Annotated in this window: 14 protein-coding genes; 7 read left to right on the top strand and 7 right to left on the bottom strand. The window is 74.1% G+C overall.

Annotated features, from left to right (window positions below; translation table 11 throughout):
* Positions 1–5 precede the first annotated feature (5 nt).
* Positions 6–767, bottom strand: coding sequence for a 3-hydroxybutyrate dehydrogenase (locus DN069_RS21725; RefSeq protein WP_111503322.1), 762 nt, complete (start codon positions 765–767; stop codon positions 6–8).
* A 298-nt stretch (positions 768–1,065) separates the two neighbouring features.
* On the opposite strand from DN069_RS21725, the gene DN069_RS21720 reads away from it, so the two are divergent.
* Complete coding sequence (locus DN069_RS21720; RefSeq protein ID WP_243639553.1) at positions 1,066–2,841, top strand: NsdA family TPR-like regulatory protein; 1,776 nt, start codon at positions 1,066–1,068, stop codon at positions 2,839–2,841.
* Positions 2,842–2,886: 45 nt separating this feature from the next.
* On the opposite strand, the gene DN069_RS21715 is transcribed toward DN069_RS21720, so the two are convergent.
* The 3 genes from DN069_RS21715 to DN069_RS21705 all read right to left on the bottom strand — a co-directional run bounded on the left by DN069_RS21715 (position 2,887) and on the right by DN069_RS21705 (position 6,402).
* The gene (locus DN069_RS21715; protein WP_243639551.1) at positions 2,887–4,266 is read right to left on the bottom strand and encodes an NAD(P)/FAD-dependent oxidoreductase; all 1,380 of its coding nucleotides are present in this window, start codon (positions 4,264–4,266) and stop codon (positions 2,887–2,889) included.
* Between the two features lie 256 nt (positions 4,267–4,522).
* Positions 4,523–5,278: a sirohydrochlorin chelatase gene (locus tag DN069_RS21710; protein ID WP_111503320.1), complete on the bottom strand. Its 756-nt coding sequence runs from the start codon at positions 5,276–5,278 to the stop codon at positions 4,523–4,525.
* Positions 5,275–6,402 carry a uroporphyrinogen-III synthase gene (locus DN069_RS21705; protein WP_111503318.1) on the bottom strand — a complete coding sequence of 376 codons (1,128 nt, stop codon included), beginning with the start codon at positions 6,400–6,402 and terminating at the stop codon, positions 5,275–5,277. Before DN069_RS21705 ends, DN069_RS21710 begins: the two co-directional genes overlap by 4 nt.
* 191 nt (positions 6,403–6,593) lie before the next feature.
* On the opposite strand from DN069_RS21705, the gene DN069_RS21700 reads away from it, so the two are divergent.
* From DN069_RS21700 to DN069_RS21680, 5 genes are read left to right on the top strand one after another with little or no spacing between them, the layout of a single operon-like run.
* Positions 6,594–8,714, top strand: a complete 2,121-nt coding sequence (locus tag DN069_RS21700; protein ID WP_111503316.1) for a molybdopterin oxidoreductase family protein — start codon at positions 6,594–6,596, stop codon at positions 8,712–8,714.
* Positions 8,711–9,943 (top strand): NAD(P)/FAD-dependent oxidoreductase, encoded by a 1,233-nt coding sequence (locus DN069_RS21695; protein WP_111503314.1) that lies wholly within the window; start codon positions 8,711–8,713, stop codon positions 9,941–9,943. Before DN069_RS21700 ends, DN069_RS21695 begins: the two co-directional genes overlap by 4 nt.
* Positions 9,943–12,549 (top strand): nitrite reductase large subunit NirB, encoded by a 2,607-nt coding sequence (gene nirB / locus DN069_RS21690; protein WP_111503312.1) that lies wholly within the window; start codon positions 9,943–9,945, stop codon positions 12,547–12,549. Before DN069_RS21695 ends, nirB begins: the two co-directional genes overlap by 1 nt.
* A 22-nt stretch (positions 12,550–12,571) precedes the next feature.
* Positions 12,572–12,994: a nitrite reductase small subunit NirD gene (gene nirD / locus DN069_RS21685; RefSeq protein ID WP_207892223.1), complete on the top strand. Its 423-nt coding sequence runs from the start codon at positions 12,572–12,574 to the stop codon at positions 12,992–12,994.
* Positions 12,991–14,328 (top strand): nitrate/nitrite transporter, encoded by a 1,338-nt coding sequence (locus tag DN069_RS21680; RefSeq protein WP_111503308.1) that lies wholly within the window; start codon positions 12,991–12,993, stop codon positions 14,326–14,328. Before nirD ends, DN069_RS21680 begins: the two co-directional genes overlap by 4 nt.
* A 9-nt stretch (positions 14,329–14,337) precedes the next feature.
* On the opposite strand, the gene DN069_RS21675 is transcribed toward DN069_RS21680, so the two are convergent.
* Entirely contained in the window at positions 14,338–15,240 is a 903-nt protein-coding gene (locus tag DN069_RS21675; RefSeq protein ID WP_111503306.1) for a TIGR01777 family oxidoreductase, read from the bottom strand.
* Positions 15,241–15,288: 48 nt separating this feature from the next.
* Here DN069_RS21675 and DN069_RS21670 point away from each other — a divergent pair, with 48 nt between their 5' ends.
* Positions 15,289–15,810: a GNAT family N-acetyltransferase gene (locus DN069_RS21670; protein WP_111503304.1), complete on the top strand. Its 522-nt coding sequence runs from the start codon at positions 15,289–15,291 to the stop codon at positions 15,808–15,810.
* A 49-nt stretch (positions 15,811–15,859) separates the two neighbouring features.
* Here the strand turns inward: DN069_RS21670 and DN069_RS21665 are convergent, their stop codons facing one another.
* Entirely contained in the window at positions 15,860–16,372 is a 513-nt protein-coding gene (locus DN069_RS21665) for a DUF4240 domain-containing protein (RefSeq protein WP_111503302.1), read from the bottom strand.
* Between the two features lie 130 nt (positions 16,373–16,502).
* Positions 16,503–17,469, bottom strand: a 967-nt coding sequence (sucB, locus tag DN069_RS21660; RefSeq protein ID WP_111503300.1) for a 2-oxoglutarate dehydrogenase, E2 component, dihydrolipoamide succinyltransferase, incomplete at its 5' end; no start/stop codon positions are given.

The raw sequence follows: 17,469 nt of genomic DNA, 5'->3' as shown, positions 1-17,469 counted from the left end.
GTGCGTCAGCGGGCGGTCCAGCCGCCGTCCATGGGGAGGGATGTGCCGGTGATACCGGCCGCGGCGGGGGCGCACAGCCACAGGACGGCGGCGGCGACCTCCTCGGGCTCGATCAGGCGCTTGATCGCTGTGCGGTCGAGCAGGATCCGGTCCACCACGTCGTCCGCGGAGATGCCGTGGGCCTCGGCCTGGGCGGCGATCTGACCCTCGACCAGAGGGGTGCGGACGTAGCCGGGGTTGACGCAGTTGCTGGTGACCCCGTGCGGGGCGCCCTCCAGGGCGATCACCTTGCTCAGGCCTTCGAGGGCGTGCTTCGCGGTCACGTAGGCGGACTTGTAGGCGCTGGCGCGCAGCCCGTGCACGGAGGAGATGTTGACGATCCGGCCCCAGCCGGCCGCGTACATGTGCGGCAGGGTGCGGCGGACGATCCGGAACGGGGCCTCGACCATGACCCGCTGGATCAGGGTGAACAGCTCGGGCGGGAACTCGTGGAGCGGGGCGACGTGCTGGAGCCCGGCGTTGTTGACGACGATGTCGGCGTCGTCGGGGAGGGCGTCCACCGCTGCCGCGTCCGAGAGGTCCACCACCAGGGCGGTGCCGCCGATCTCCTCAGCGACCTCCTTGGCGGCCTCGGCGGCCCGGTCGACGACGTAGACCGCGGCGCCCGCCTCGGCGAGGGCGTGCGCGCAGGCTCGGCCGATCCCGCTGGCCGCGCCGGTGACCAGGGCTTTCCGCCCGGTCAGCAAGCTTGCGTGGGTGCTCTCCATGGCCGCAGACGCTAGGCCGCGGGGCGGAGGGCTCCCATGTGGGCCGTCGCCACAGACGCGGGCGCGGCTGTGGGGATCGCCGCCAGGGTGCGTGCGTGGGCGAGCGCGCAGCGGTCGCGTAAGGGCGGCGCGTCGTCCCACGTGTCGCAGCGTCCCCGCCAGGAGGGACGGGCTTCACCCGTTCGGACGATTGTCCGGCCGGAACCGGCCGCGGGCGCCAAATGCTCGCTACATTCACGCCGTTCCCCTAGGGAGCTCGCGGCGTTTGCGGCGCGAGCCCCCGGAAGGTGTGTGCCAGATGCCCCAACGGCCAGTGACCGATCGTCCGCCGCTCGACCGCGCCCCTCTCGACCGCGCGCTGCTGGACAGCCGGCCGCGCCGCGCGCCGGACTCACCACCCTCGTCGGAGCGCGCCACACCAGGCGGGTCGAACGGCGGCGGTGGCGGCGGTGGCTCGAACAGCGGCGGCGGCAGTGGCGGCAACGGCGGCGGCAACGCTGGTGGTGGGAGCGGTGGTGGTGGCGGTGATCGCCTCCAGTACAACCAGCGGCTCTCGGCACTGATCGAGGAGGCGGGCTTCTCGCACGCGGGTCTGGCCCGGCGGGTGGACCAGCTCGGTAGCGAGCACGGTCTCGACCTGCGCTACGACAAGACCTCGGTGACCCGCTGGCTGCGCGGCCAGCAGCCGCGCGGTGCGACGCCGGCGCTGATCGCCGAGGTGTTCACCCGGCGGCTCGGACGCCGGTTGACCGCGCAGGACCTGGGCCTGGACGCGTGCGCCCCGGTCTACGCGGGCCTGGAGTTCGCCGAGAGCCCGGCCGAGGCCGTGGACATCGTGGCCAGTATGTGGCGCAAGGACACCGGTGCCCACAGCGAGCTGCGCCGGATCGCGTTCACGCCCGCCGGGTTGGTGGTGCCGAGCCGGGACTGGCTGATCGGCCGCACCGACGACCGGGTGGCCCGGGAGACCCCGCAGGACCTGGGCCGCGCCGATCTGCCCCGCGGCGAGGCGGGCCGCAACGATCCGGCCCGCAACGATCTGGCGCGCGCGGGCATCCCGGCGCAGACCCGCCGCGACGGCAGCGGCGTGGCCGCAGGTGGTGGGGGCGCGACGGGCGGGCCGGGTGGACCGGGCGGCGAACAGGTGGCCGCGCTGCGCGGGGTGCCGCGGGTGAGTCGCGGCGACGTGGCCGCGATGCGCGCGGTCGGGGATCTCTTCCGGGCGCTCGACAACGCCTACGGGGGTGGCCATGCCCGGCAGGCGCTGATCCGGTACCTGGAGAGCGAGGCCGAGCCGATGCTGCGCGGTCGCTACAACGAGGCGATCGGCCGTGCCCTGTTCGGCGCGGTGGCGGATCTGACCCGACTGGCCGGGTGGACCTCGTACGACATCGGCGCGCACGGGCTGGCCCAGCGGTACTTCGTCCAGTCGCTGCGGCTCGCGCAGGCCGCGAACGACCGTCTGTACGGCGGCTACGTGCTGGTGACGATGAGTCGGCAGGCGGTCTACCTCGGGCACGGCCGGGAGGCGGTGCAGCTGGCGCGGGTCGCGCAGCAGGGCGTCGGTTCGACGGCACCGGTGGCGGCGCAGGCGCTGATGCACGCGGCCGAGGCGCGCGGGCACGGGCTGCTCGGGGACGCGCGCTCGTGCACGGCCGCGCTGGTGCGGGCCGAGCGGGCGCTGCAGGCCTCGCACGCCGGGGACGAACTGCCCAGCTGGGCGCGGTTCTTCGACGAGGCCCAGCTGGCCGACGAGTTCGCCCACTGCTACCGGGACCTGCAGCAGTGGCGGCCGGCGGCGCAGCACGCGGAGCGCTCGTTGCGGTTGCGTCCGCAGACCTACGCGCGCAGCAGGGTCTTCTGCCGGGTGGTGCTGGCCACCTCCCGGCTCGGCCTCGGTGAGTTGGACGAGGCGTGCGCCGCGGCCACGGAGGCGCTGCGCGGGGTGACCGAGATGCGCTCGCTGCGCGCGGTGGAGTACCTGCGGGACTTCGCCCGCAGGCTCGCTCCTTACCGGGGCAACCCCTCGGTCCGGGCCTTCGAGGAGGCGGCCCGGACCGCCGGGGTCATCTGATCGCTGCCGGAGCAGAACTCCGTCGTTGAACTCCGCGGCCGGCCGCTACGCCGCCATGGCCTCGGGCGAGACCGGGGTGGTGAGGCCGAGGTCGCGCAGCACCGCGTCCGCGGCGCGGCGCCCGGAGATGAGGGCGCCCTGGACCGAGCTGGTGTCGCGGTGGTCGCCGCACACGTACAGTCCGCGCAGCACCCGGACGGGGCGGCGGAAGACGTGGGGCGGCGGCATCGCGGGCAGCGCCTCGGCGAAGTGGCGCACCGTCAGGAAGTGCCAGCCGCCGGTGTCCGTGTCGTAGAGACGGGCCAACGCCCGCCGGACGGCAGGCTCACCCGGGTCGGCCCGGTCATCCCGGTCGGCCCGGTCATCCCGGCCGGCAGCGTCACCGGTGCGTTGGCTCGGCATCCGGCCGCGGCCCAGCACGGTGGAGGCGATGAGCGCGCCGGTGGGCGCGTAGGAGCGGTCCACCTCGCTCAGTACGAGGGTGTGCGACACGAGGGCGCCGGGTGTGGCGTCGAGCAGCAGCTGCGGTTCGGTCAGCGGGCTGGTGTCGGCCACGTGGTAGTAGGTGGTCACCGGGTGGTGCTCGGGTTCGTGCAGGCCGGGCAGCAGCTGCGCGGCGGAGCGCGAGTCGGTGGCGACCACGACGGCACGGGCGCCGAAGCGGCCGTGGTGTTCGGTCTCGACGCCGTCGGCGGCGATGCAGGTGGCACGGACGCCGACGCGCACGGTGCCGGCGGGCAGCCGTGCGGCCAGGGCGAGTGGGACGGCGCCGACGCCCTGGGCGGGCAGGCAGAGCCGGCCGCGTGCGTAGCTGCGCAGGACCAGGTCGGCGACGCGGCTGCTGGTGCGCAGCTGCGGATCGTTGAGCAGGGCGACGAGCAGCGGGCGCAGGAAGCCGTCGACGGTGGCGGCGGGGATGCCGCGTCGGTGCAGCGCCTCCCCGGCGGTGAGTTCGGGCCGGGCCAGCAGCCGGTCGACGGGGGTGGCGGCGAGTCGGGCGAGGTTGGCGCCGAGACGGGCCTTGTCCCAGGGGCGGCCGATGGGCGCGCGGGCGGCGTCGAGCGCCACGCCGAGCGCGGCGCGCGGACCGGCGGGTGTGCCGAAGCGGGAACGGCGCCCGTCGGCGTGGACCATCACCTCGGGGCTCAGTGGCCGCAGTTCGAGCTCGCCGAGGTCCAGGGTGCGGGCCAGCTCGGGGTAGGCGGTGTTGAGCAGGTGGGTGCCGTGGTCGAGGCGGTAGCCTTCGCAGTGCTCCCCCGCCATCCGACCGCCCACGTGGTCGGTGGCCTCCAGGACGGTGACGGACAGTCCGCATTCGGTGAGTCTGCGGGCTGCGGTCAGACCGGCCAGACCGGCGCCGACGATCACGACATCGGTGTCGCGGCGACGCGTGTGCAGGGGGGTGGGGATGGCTGCTGCGGGCACGGACGGCTCCCTCCGGGGTGCCAGGGCTTCCGGGGCTTCTCTCAGTCATGCCCCCTCAAACAGCAGATCAGACAAGGAAGTTCGGCCGACGAACGGGTCTGCTGGCACCGCGAGTGACGCTGTGTCATCTCTGGGTCGGACTCGTGCGCCCCTGGTCACCCCGGCGTGAGCATGCGCCCCGAAAGTGCTCCCGTACGCCCCCTGGGCGTGCCTCTGCGCCGGTCCGCCAGGACCCCGGTCGCGAGTCCGCCGCGCCTCAGGTCAGGGCTTCGTCGTAGCGGAGCGTGACGAGGCGGGCGAGCGCGTCGTGTGCGCCCAGGGGGGCGGAGGTGACCCAGGCGCCGGCCCGGGCGGCCCGGCGGGCGAAGAAGCCGGGCCCGAGCAGATACGAGGCGACGGCCACCCGTTCGTGCCCGGCCGCCTGCAGCTCCGCCACGGCCTCCTCGGGCGTCGGACCGGCCGCACACAGGTACGCGGGCACAACGGGCAGCGCGGATGGGGCGGGCAGCGCGGGCGGGGCGGAGAGCCGGTCGCCGAGCAGTCCGGCCATGGCGACGGTGTCGGCGTTGGCGGCGGGGTCGGTCGAGCCCGCCGCCGCCAGTACCAGCGCGCTCGGCCGGCGAGGCGCGCCCGGCGCGTCCCAGCCCGCCTCGTCCAACCGGTCCGTCAGGATCTGGGCCAGCAACGGGTCGGGGCCGAGGGCGCGGGCGACCCGGGCGCGCAGGTGCGGTGCCTCGGCGAGCGCGGCGGGGATGTCGACGCGGACGTGGTACCCGGCGCCGAGCAGCAGCGGTACCAGGACCACCTCGCCGCGCAGCCGGGCCAGCGCCTCGGGCAGCGAGGGGGAGACGAGGTCCAGGAAGCAGCGTTCGACGGGCAGGTCGGGCCGCAGCGCGCGGACCCGGGCGACCAGCGCCTCGGTCGTCGCAACGCCGTCGGCCTCGCGCGTGCCGTGGGCGACGGCGAGCAGCGTCGGCGGGGTGCGCGACGTCGGAGCGTCCACCCCCGTCATCCGCCCGCCAGCCGGTAGCCGCGCTTGGGTACCGTGCGGACCAGGTCGCTGTGGTGGCCCAGGGACTGCCGCAGCCGGGCGACGGCCGCCTCGACGGCGTGTTCGTCGGCGTCGGAGTCGGCCCAGGCGCGGCGGAGCAGTTCGGCGCGGCTGAGCACCCAGCCGGGGTTCTCGGCGAGCGCGCGGAGCAGCGTGGCGCCCTTGGGGGAGAGCCAGTAGCTCTCGCCGTCGACCAGCAGCGCGCTGCCCTGGAGCACGAGTTCCCGTCCGGCCACCCGCAGTGTCTGCCGGCTGCGGGCGGGCAGCACCTCGGTGAGGGTGCGGACCAGGGAGCCGAGCCGCCCGCGGTCGGGCCAGACGACGGGAACGCCCGCCTCGACGAGAGGGCGGGCGCAGACGGGGCCGACGCTGACGGAGAGGACCTCGCCACGCAGCGCCTCCAGCACCGGGCCGTCCAGCCCGTCGGCTCTGGCGGTGGCCAGGAAGGCGGTGATCGCGGGCGCGCTGGTGAAGGTGAGCGCGTGCAGCTCGCGGCGGGCGGTCTGCTCGACCAGGCGGCGCACCGGGGCGGGGTCCTCCGGCGGGGCCCAGCGGTAGACGGGGACGGAGATCACCTCGGCGCCGCGTTCGCGCAGCGCCGCGGCGAAGTCGGTGAGCGGGATGCCGTGCTCCTGCACGGCGATCCGGCGGCCGTCGAGCGGGCGGGCCAGCAGCCAGGTGAGCAGCTCGTCGGTGGCCTCGGTGCCGGGCGACCAGGTCTCGTCCAGGCCGCTGGCGCGGACGGCGCCGGTGGCCTTGGGGCCGCGGGTCAGTACGACCGCCTCTCGGCAGGCGGCGGCGAGCTCAGTCCCGCGGCCCCAGCCGTCGGCGGCGCTCATCCAGCCGCGCCACCCGACGCCGGTGGTGGCCACGACGTAGTCGAGGGGCGCGCGCAGGCACTGCTCGGTGGCGCGGCGCAGCGCGAGGTCGTCCTCCAACGGGAGGATGCGCAGAGTGGGCGCCTCGACGACCCGCGCTCCGCGCCGGGTCAGCAGTGCGACGAGCTCGTCGCGGCGCCGCGCGGCGGTCACGCCGACGGTGAATCCGGTGAGCGGGAGGAGCGGGGAGGTCTGTGCGGTGCCCATGGACGCAGGTTCACCGCCGCCGGTTACCGGGAGGTTGCCTGACGATCACGCTGGCGTTAGCGAAACGCCCGCGTTTGTTACGGCGGATGTCCGCCGACCCACCCCCTCCCCGGGGTGGTGTGAGCGAGGTGTACCTCCGGCGCAACAAGGGGGACAAGGACGTGTAACGCCCCGCGGTCAGGGTCGTTGGCATGACGACGACCACCCCGACGCACTGTCCGTACTGCTCGCTGCAGTGCGGTATGCGGCTCGCACCGGCCGCCGGCCCGGTGCCGGTGGAGGTCCGCGAGCGCGCCGACTTCCCGGTCAACCGCGGCGCGCTGTGCGGCAAGGGCCAGAACGCCGCCGCGCTGCTCGCACCTGGCACCCGCCTGACGACGCCGCTCGTCCGCGCCGGCAAGGCCGGCGGCCGCGGCGAACTGCGGGCGGCGAGCTGGACCGAGGCGCTGGACCGGGTGGCGGCCGGCTTCGCGGGCGTCAGGGAGCGGTACGGCGCGGACGCGGTCGGCGTCTTCGGCGGTGGCGGGCTCACCAACGAGAAGGCCTACCAGCTGGGCAAGTTCGCCCGGATCGCGCTGAAGACGGCGACCATCGACTACAACGGGCGGTTCTGCATGTCCTCGGCCGCCGCCGCGGGCAGGATCGCCTTCGGCGTGGACCGCGGGCTGCCGTTCCCGCTGGAGGACGTCCCGCGGACGGACTGCCTGATCCTGGTCGGCGCCAACCCGGCCGAGACCATGCCGCCCGCGCTGCGCTACTTCCGCGAGCTGCGGGAGAACGGCGGCACGCTGATCGTCGTCGACCCGCGCCGCACCCGTACCGCCGAGCTGGCCGACCTGCACCTGCAGCCGGTGCCGGGCACGGATCTGGCCCTCGCGCTGGGCCTGCTGCACCTGCTGATCGCCGAGCGGATGGTCGACGTCGACTTCGTCGCGGAGCGGACCACCGGCTTCGAGGACGCCCGCGCCGCCGCGATGGCCCACTGGCCGGAGCGGGTCGAGCGGATCACCGGCGTGCCGGTGGCGCGGCTGCGGGAGGCGGCGCAGCACTTCGGGCGGGCCCGGACCGGCATGGTGCTGACGGCGCGTGGTCCGGAGCAGCAGAGCAAGGGCACCGACACGGTCGGCGCCTGGATCAACCTCTGCCTGGCCTCCGGCAAGGCGGGGCGGCGGTACTCCGGTTACGGCTGCCTCACCGGCCAGGGCAACGGGCAGGGCGGGCGTGAGCACGGCCAGAAGGCCGACCAGCTGCCCGGCTACCGCTCGATCGAGGATCCGGCCGCGCGCGCCCACGTCGCCGCCGTCTGGGGCGTGGACCCGGACGAGCTGCCGCGCAGCGGTCGTTCCGCCTACGAGCTGCTGGACAGCCTGGGCGCGGAGGGGCCGGACGGGGTGCGGGCGCTGCTGCTGATGGGCTCCAACCCGGTCGTCTCCGCACCGCGGGCCGGGCGGATCGCCGAGCGGCTGCGCGCGCTGGACCTGCTCGTCGTCTCCGACCTGGTGCTCTCCGAGACCGCGCAGCTGGCGGACGTGGTGCTGCCGAGCACGCAGTGGGCCGAGGAGACCGGGACCATGACCAACCTGGAGGGCCGGGTCCTGCTGCGCCGCCGGGCCGTCGCGGCGCCGGAGGGCGTGCGGAGCGACCTGTGGGTGCTCAGGGAGCTGGCCGAGCGGCTCGGCGCGAAGGGCGCCGGGGGCGAAGGCGGTTTCGACGACGATCCGGAGGCGGTCTTCGCGGAGCTGCGCCGGGCCTCGGCGGGCGGCCAGGCCGACTACGCCGGCATCAGCTACGAGCGGATCGCGGCCGAGGACGGGGTCTTCTGGCCCTGCCCGGCCGAGGACCACCCGGGCACGCCGCGCCTCTTCCTGGACGCCTTCGCCACGCCGGACGGCCGCGCCCGCTTCGCGCCGGTCAGCCACCGTCCGGCGGCGGAGGAGCCGGACGCGGAGTACCCGATGTATCTCACCACGGGCCGGGTGCTGGCCCAGTACCAGAGCGGGGCTCAGACGCGGCGCGTCGCGGAGCTCAACTCCGCGGCCCCGGGCCCGTTCGTGGAGCTGCATCCGCGGCTGGCCTCGCGGCTCGGTGTCGCGGACGGCGAGCAGCTCGCGGTGGTCTCCCGACGCGGCCGCGTGGTCGCCCCGGCCCGGATCTCCGACGCGATCCGCCCGGACACGGTCTTCATGCCCTTCCACTGGTCCGGGCCCGGCCGCGCCAACACGCTGACCAACCCGGCTCTGGATCCCACCTCGAAGATGCCCGAGTTCAAGGTCTGCGCAGTGCGCATCGAGCGTGTGGGGGAGAGCAAGTGAGCAGACGTCATGTCGCCGTCGTCGGCGCGGGCATGGCCGCGGCCAGGTTCGCCGAGCGGTACGTCGCGCTCGGCGGGACCGGCCGGGTCACCCTCTACGGCAGCGAGCCGCGCGCCCCCTACAACCGGGCGCTGCTCGCGGACGTGCTGACCGGCCGCTTCGACGCCGAGGCGATCGCGCTGCCGACCGGTGGGGCCGAGCTGCGGCCGGGGGCGGAGGTCGTGGCGCTGGATCTCGGCGCGCGGTTGCTGAACCTCGCGGACGGGAGCACGGAGGCCTACGACGAGCTGGTGCTGGCGACCGGTGCCAACCCGGTGCTGCCGCCGATCCGCGGCCTGCGTCGCGACGACGGCGGCGGGCTCAACGAGGGCGTGCACGCGCTGCGCACCCTCGCGGACTGCACCCGGCTCGCCGAGGAGGCCGTGGACGCCAAGCGGGCCGTGGTCGTCGGCGGCGGGGTGCTCGGCGTCAGCGCCGCCCGGGCGCTGGCGGCGCTGGGACCCCAGGTCGAGATCGTGCACCAGGGACCGCACCTGATCGAGCGCCAGCTGGACGCGGACGCGGCGGCGGCGCTGCGCGGGGCGCTGCGGGTCCTCGGCGTCGAGGTCTACCTGGGCAACCGGGCCCGGGCGCTGACCGAGGCGGGCGAGGTGGAGCTGGCGAGCGGCTACCGGCTGGCCACCGACCTGGTGGTGCTCGCCTGCGGGGTCCGGCCGCGCACCGGGCTGGCGCACACGGCGGGGCTCACGGTCGGCAAGGGGGTCGTCGTCGACGACACCCTCGCCGCCTCCGCTCCGCACGTGTACGCGATCGGGGACTGCGCGGAGCACGCCGGCACGGTGCACGGTCTGGCCGGTCCCGCCTGGGAGCAGGCCGACGTGCTCGCCGCCCGGCTCTCCGGGGCCGACCCGGACGCCCGCTACACCGGTTCGCGGCCGCTGGCCCGGCTCAGCGCCGGGCCGATCGAGTACGCGGCCTTCGGGGAGGTGCAGTTCGACGCGGCCGACGCGGACGAGGACGTCGACGAGCTGCGGCTCACCGACGCCACCCGTGGCACCTACAAGAAGCTCGTGATGCGTGGCGACCGCCTGGTCGGCGCGATCCTCCTCGGCGACCTCGCCACCGTCGGGGACCTCGCCCGCGCGTTGGAGCGCGACGACTCCCACACCGACGCACCGCTGCACCTGCTGTCGCAGCACCTGCTCACCACCACCCCTGGAGCCTCCTGATGACGACTCACCTGAAAGACCTGATCCTCGTCGGTCACGGCATGGTCGGCCAGCGCTTCCTGGAGGCCTTCGTCGAGCAGCCGGGCGCCGCCGAGTGGCGGATCACGGTGCTGGCGGAGGAGCCGCGTGCGGCGTACGACCGGGTGCACCTGACCTCGTGGTTCTCGGGCACCAGCGCGGAGGAGCTGTCGCTGACCCCGACCGGCTTCCTGGCCGAGCACGGCATCGACCTGCGCCTCGCCGATCCGGTGACGGCCGTCGACCGGGCCGCGCGCACCGTCACCTGCGCCTCCGGCGCGGAGCTGCGCTACGACGCGCTGGTGCTGGCCACCGGCTCCTACCCGTTCGTGCCGCCGGTCCCCGGCCACGACGCGGCCGGCTGCCACGTCTACCGCACCATCGAGGACCTGGAGCGGATCCGCGACGAGGCCGACGCGCTGGGCGGTGACACGGGCAGGCCGGGCATCGGCGTCGTCGTCGGGGGCGGTCTGCTCGGGCTGGAGGCGGCGGGGGCGCTCACCGCGCTGGGGCTGGAGACGCACGTCGTCGAGTTCGCCCCGCGGCTGATGGCGATCCAGGTCGACGAGGGCGGCGGGAAGCTGCTCAAGCGGAAGATCGAGGAGCTGGGTGTCAACGTCCACACGGGCGCCGGCACGCAGTCGGTGCTGACCCACGAGGACGGCCGGGTCCGCGCGATGGGCCTGTCCGACGGGCGCGAGCTCCCCGCCGACCTGGTGGTCTTCTCCGCCGGCGTGCGGCCGCGCGACCAGCTGGCCCGGGAGTGCGGGCTGCCGGTCGGCGAGCGTGGTGGCATCGTCGTGGACGAGCGCTGCCGCACCCGCGACCCGCACGTCTACGCGATCGGCGAGTGCGCGCTGGCCTCCGACGGCCGGGTCTACGGTCTGGTCGCGCCCGGCTACCAGATGGCCGAGACGGCGGCCCGGTCGCTGGCCGACGAGCTGCGCGAGGAGCACCACTTCACCGGCGCCGACACCTCCACCAAGCTGAAGCTGCTCGGCGTGGACGTGGCGAGCTTCGGCGACGCGCACGGCGCGACCGAGGGCGCGGTCGACGTGCTCTACAGCGACAGCCGCGCCGGGGTCTACAAGAAGCTGGTGATCGGCACCGACGGGCAGCTGCTCGGCGGGGTGCTGGTCGGGGACACCGAGGCCTACGGCCTGCTGCGGCCGCTGGCGATGGGCGGCAAGCCGCTGCAGACGGCGCCCGAACAGCTGGTGCTGCCGGCCGGGCTGGCGCCGGCGTCGGGTCCGATCGCACTGCCGGACGAGGCGGTGGTCTGCTCCTGTCACAACGTCAGCAAGGGTGAGATCCGCGCCGCGGTCCACGAGCAGGGCTGCACCACCGTCCCCGAGGTCAAGAAGTGCACCAAGGCGGGAACGGGCTGCGGCTCCTGCGTGAAGATGCTCGGCACGATCGTCACCGAGGAGCTGGAGGCGGGCGGCGTCACCGTCGACAAGAGCCTGTGCGAGCACTTCGGGCACACCCGTGCGGAGCTGTACGAGATCGTGCGGGTGGCCGGGATCGCGAGCTTCTCCGAGCTGCTGGACCGGCACGGGCGCGGCGGCGAGGGCTGTGACGTCTGCAAGCCGGCGGTCGCCTCGATCCTGGCCAGCCTGAGCCGCGGGCACATCCTGGACGGCGAGCAGAGCGCCCTGCAGGACACCAACGACCACTTCCTGGCCAACCTCCAGCGCAACGGCTCGTACTCGGTGGTCCCGCGGATCCCGGGCGGTGAGATCACCCCGGAGGGGCTGATCACCATCGGCGAGATCGCCCGCGACCACGGCCTCTACACCAAGATCACCGGCGGCCAGCGGATCGACCTCTTCGGCGCGAGCGTCGACCAGCTCCCGCAGATCTGGCGGCGGCTGGTGGACGCGGGCTTCGAGTCCGGCCACGCCTACGGCAAGTCGCTGCGCACGGTGAAGTCCTGTGTGGGGGACACCTGGTGCCGTTACGGCGTGCAGGACTCCGTCGGGCTCGCGATCGAACTGGAGCTGCGGTACCGGGGCCTGCGCTCCCCGCACAAGCTCAAGGCGGCCGTCTCGGGCTGTGCCCGGGAGTGCGCGGAGGCGCAGGGCAAGGACTTCGGTGTCATCGCGACCTCGGCCGGCTGGAACCTGTACATCGGCGGCAACGGCGGCATGACGCCGCGTCACGCCGACCTGCTGGCGGCGGACCTGGACAAGGAGACGCTGCTCAAGACCATCGACCGGTTCCTGATGTTCTACATCCGCACCGCCGACCGGCTGGAGCGCACCTCGGTCTGGCTGGACCGGATCGAGGGCGGCCTGGACCACGTCCGGCAGGTGGTCATGGAGGACTCCCTGGGCATCTGCGCCGAGCTGGACTCACTGATGGACCGTCACATCGATGCCTACGAGGACGAGTGGGCCGCCGTGCTCGCCGACCCCGACCGCCTGCGGCGCTTCACCTCCTTCGTGAACGCCCCGGGCACCCCCGACCCGGCCGTGACCTTCGTCCCCGAACGCGGCCAGATCCGCCCCGCCCGTCCCGAGGAGGACGGGCGGATCCTCACCCCGGCGCTGGTCGCCGGCCCCCGACTGGAGGTGCGGACCGCATGATTGGAGACTGCGCATGACCGAGATGTTGACGAGGCCTGTCGACGCCGCTGCGGCGACAGGCACGGTGGCGACAGGCACGGTGGAGATCCTCGACGGGCGCACCTGGACCCGCGTGTGCGCCTTCGAGGAGCTGATCCCGGGGCGCGGCGTGGCGGTGCTGAGTGAGAGCGGGCAGCAGGTCGCGGTCTTCCGGGACCGGTCCGGCGCGCTCTTCGCGGTGGACAACCTGTGCCCGTTCAGCGGCGCCTATGTGGTCTCGCGCGGCATCCTGGGCAGTCGGGACGGCGTCCCGACCGTGTCCTCGCCGATGTACAAGCACGTCTTCGACCTGCGCGACGGCCGCTGCCTCGACGAGGAGACGGCGCCCGACGGGCGGCCCGCGGTGCTGCGGGTCTGGTCGGTCCGCCTCTCCCCGCGGCACAACACGTCCGCGGGTGACCGATGAGCGCCGCCCCGGTCGCCGAGGCGACCGCCGCCGCTCCCGCCAGAAGCCGCGCGATCACCGACTGGCGGCCGGAGGACGAGGACTTCTGGGCCGAGGCCGGGGCCAAGGTGGCCCGGCGCAACCTGGTCTTCTCGGTGCTGTCGGAGCACATCGGCTTCTCGGTGTGGAGCCTGTGGTCGGTACTGGTGCTCTTCCTCGGCCCGGCCTACCACATCGACGCCGCAGGCAAGTTCACCCTCACCGCGGTGCCGACCGCGCTCGGCGCGGTGCTGCGGCTGCCCTACACCTACGCGGTGGCGCGCTTCGGCGGCCGCAACTGGACGGTCTTCAGCGCGGCGCTGCTGCTGGTGCCGACGATCCTGGCGGGTGTGGTGCTGCAGCCGGGCGTCTCCTACGGGACGCTGCTCGCGGTGGCCTGCGTCGCGGGTGTGGGTGGCGGCAACTTCGCCTCCTCGATGGCGAACATCAACGCCTTCTACCCGCAGCGGCTCAAGGGCTGGGCGCTGGGGATCAACGCGGGCGGCGGCAACCTCGGTGTCCCGGTGGTGCAGTTGGTCGGCCTCGCGGTGCTGGCCACGGCCGGGGTGGCGCAGCCGCGCCTGGTGCCGCTGGTGTACCTGCCGCTGATCGTGCTCGCGGCGCTCGGCGCGGCGCTGCGGATGGACAACCTCAGCTCCCTGCGCAACGACCGGCACGCGCTGCGCGACGTGGTCAGGGAGCCGCACAGCTGGGTGATGTCGCTGCTCTACATCGGCACCTTCGGCAGCTTCATCGGCTTCGGCTTCGCCTTCGGGCAGGTCCTGCAGGTGCAGTTCCACCAGCAGTTCGACACCCCGGTCAAGGCCGCCTACCTGACCTTCCTCGGTCCGCTGCTGGGCTCGCTGGTGCGGCCGCTCGGCGGCAGGCTGGCGGACCGGTACGGCGGGGCGCGGATCACGCTCGCCACCTTCGTGCTGATGGCCGCGGGCGCGGGCACGGTGCTGGCGGCCTCGCAGGCCAAGTCGCTGCCGCTGTTCCTGGCCGGTTTCGTCGCGCTGTTCGTGCTGAGCGGCGTCGGCAACGGCTCGACCTACAAGATGATCCCGGCGATCTTCCAGCTGAAGGCCGCGACCGAGCAGGAGGCGCGGCGCCGCGCCTCGGCGCTGATCGGGCTCGCGGGCGCGATCGGGGCCTTCGGCGGGGTCCTGGTCAACCTGGCCTTCCGTCAGTCGTTCCTGGCCACCGGCAACGGCGACGCCGCCTACCTGGCGTTCCTGGCGGCCTACGCGGTCTGCTCGCTGGTCACCTGGGCGGTCTACCTGCGGCCCGGCGCGCCCTGGCCGAAGAACATCTAGCAGCCTTTGCTAGCCCAGCGCCGCCGCGATCGCCTGGTCGATGGTGGCGTGGGCGAAGCGGAAACCGGAGTCGAGCAGCCGCCGCGGTACCACGCGGTGGCTGCCGACGACCTCGACCGCCATCTCGCCCAGCACGGCCCGCAGCGCGAACTCCGGTACCGGGAGCGCTGCGGGCCGTCGCAGCGCCCGGGACAGCGCGGTGGTGATCTCGGCGTTGGTGACCGGCACCGGGGCGGTCAGGTTGAACGGGCCGGAGAGCCGGTCGGCGTCGATCAGGTGGCGGATCGCGGCGACCTCGTCGCGCAGCGAGATGAAGCTCCAGTACTGCTGTCCGTTGCCGAGCCGGCCGCCGACACCGAGCTTGAACAGCGGCAGCAGCCGCGCGAACGCGCCGCCGCCCGCGTCCACCACGAGGCCGCTGCGGGTGTGCGCGACCCGGATCCCGGCGTCCGCGGCGGGCGCGGCGGCCTGCTCCCACTCGACGCAGAGCCGGGCCAGGAAGTCGTCGCCGGCGGGGGCGTCCTCGTCGATGACGGCGTCGCCCGTCTGGCCGTAGTAGCCCATGGCCGAGGCGGAGACCAGCACCCGCGGCTGCTGCTCCAGGCCCGCCAGGGCGGCGGCCAGGGTCTCGGTGCCGAGCACCCGGCTGTCGCGCAGCCGGCGCTTGTAGTCGGCGGTCCAGCGGTGGTCGCCGATGCCCGCGCCGGCCAGGTGCACCACCGCGTCGGCGCCCTCCAGACCCTTGCGGTCGATCGCGCGCAGGGGCGGGTTCCAGCGCACCTCCGTGGTGCCGTCGGCGCGTTCCTGCGGCTCGCGCCGGACCAGACGGACCACCTCGTGCCCGTCGTCCAGAGCTGAGTGGACCAGGGCGGAACCGATGAGGCCGGTCGAGCCGGTGACGGCGATGCGCATGCCGATATTCAAGCAGTTGGGGCCCTAAGGACCGCGTAGGCTCCGGCCATGGACACCGCGGATTCCGGGACCACCACCCACGTCGTCATCAGACCGGCCACCCCGGCCGACGGCCACGCCGTCTACGTGCTCGACCACCGTTGCTGGTCGCCGGTGTCGGAGGTCTCGGAGCGGCCCGATCCGCCACAGTCGGACAGCACCGCGTTCCACGACGAGCGGCACCGGCCCGAGCACATGCTGGTCGCCATGCGCGAGAGCGAACTGCTGGGCTGGGTACGGGTGCTGCCGCCGACGCCGCTGCCCAGCAACGCGCACATCCGGTCCATCCAGGGCCTGCAGGTGGCCCCCGAGGCGCGTGGCCTCGGCCTCGGCCGCGCCCTGCTGCACGCCGCCATCGCCAAGGCCCGCCACGAGGGGGCGCAGCGGGTGACGCTGCGGGTGCTCGGCGGCAACACGGTGGCGCGCGCCCTGTACGAGACGGCCGGCTTCACGGTGACGGGGGTGCAGCCGCGCGAGTTCCTGGTCGCGGGGCGGTACGAGGACGACGTGCTGATGGGCTTCGAGCTGTGAGCCCGCTCGTCGTCGGCGAGAGCGTCGCCGACCCGGCCATCGTGGCGGTTCAGGCGCCGTAGCGCTCCCACAGGCGCGGGTAGCGCTTCTCCATCTCCTTCGGGTCGTCGAAGTCGAAGTCCGCGCCGATCGGGTCGCCGCTGCGGCGGCCGAGGTCCGGCAGCCGGGCACCGGTGAGCTGCTCGTAGGCGCGGTCGGCGACCCAGCCGAGCTCCTCGGCGTCGCCGTCCTCCTCGTCGTCGAAGTCCGGCACCAGGTCCGTGAGTTCGTCGGGGTCGGCCAGGGCGCCCTCGAAGACGTCGCGGCCCTGGCCGATCAGCCAGGCGCAGAACGCCTCGAAGGCGTCCTCGCCGGCCCCGCCCAGCAGCAGGTCGGCGGCACCCCACAGCTCGACCCGCCAGGCGCGGCCCATGCGCGCCTCGAAGAGCCGCGCGTAGTCGAGCACCTCGTCGGGCGTCCGCTCGACGAGGCGTTCGACCAGCAGGTCGGCCTGGTCGACAGGGTCGCCCTCGACGCTGTCCCGGGTCTCGTCGATCAGCTGCCAGAAGTCCGTCTCGTCCATCACGCCCTCAAGCATCCACGTCGGGGCAGCCCCACGCACGCGGGACAGGCCGAAGGCCCCGTCTCCGCGGAAAGCGGAGACGGGGCCTTCGGTACGTGCGCTACCCCGGGCGGGGATCACAGCGCGGAGATCACAGCCCGAGGTCGCCCTCGAACGCGCCCTCCTCGAGACGGGCCTTCACGGTGCCCAGGAAGCGGGCGGCGTCGGCGCCGTCCACGATCCGGTGGTCGTAGGACAGGGCCAGGTACACCATGTCGCGCACGGCGATGGTGGTTCCCAGCTCCGGCGACTCGATGACGACCGGGCGCTTGACCGTCGCGCCGACACCGAGGATCGCGACGGTGGGCGGCGTGAAGATCGGGGTGTCGAACAGGGCGCCGCGCGAACCGGTGTTGGTGACGGTGAAGGTGCCACCGGACAGCTCGTCCGGCTTGACCTTGTTGTCCCGGGTGCGGGCGGCCAGGTCGGCGGTCTTCTTGGCGATGCCGGCGATGTTCAGGTCGCCCGCCTCGTGGATGACCGGGACCATCAGGCCGCGCTCGGTGTCGACCGCGATGCCGATGTTCTCGACGGCGTGGTACGTGATCGTGCCCTCGTCGTCGTTGATGGAGGCGTTGACGACCGGGTGCGCCTTGAGCGCCTCGGCGGCGGCCTTCACGAAGAACGGCATCGGCGAGAGCTTGACGCCCTCGCGGGCGGCGAACGCGCCCTTGGCCTGCTCGCGCAGACGCATGATGTTGGTGACGTCGACCTCGACGACCGTGGTCAGCTGCGCGGCGGTGTGCAGCGCCTTGACCATGTTCTCGGCGATGACCTTGCGCATGCGGGTCATCTTCACCGTCTGACCGCGCAGCGGGGAGGCGGCGGCGATGGTGGTCGGGGCCTTCGCGGCCCCGGTCGCGGCGGCGGCGGGAGCCGGGGCGGCGACGGCGGCGCGGGCGGCCTCGGCGGCGGCCAGCACGTCCTGCTTGCGGATGCGGCCACCGACGCCGGTGCCCTTGACCTGGTTCAGGTCGATGCCGTTCTCGGCCGCGAGCTTGCGGACCAGCGGCGTGACGTAGGCGTCGGACGCCTCGACGGCGGCGGCGGGCGCGGCG

It is taken from the genome of Streptacidiphilus pinicola, from assembly GCF_003258295.1.
GTDB lineage: Bacteria > Actinomycetota > Actinomycetes > Streptomycetales > Streptomycetaceae > Streptacidiphilus > Streptacidiphilus pinicola.
Note: the sequence above shows the minus strand (reverse complement) of the source record. Positions and strands in the feature narration are given on the sequence as shown.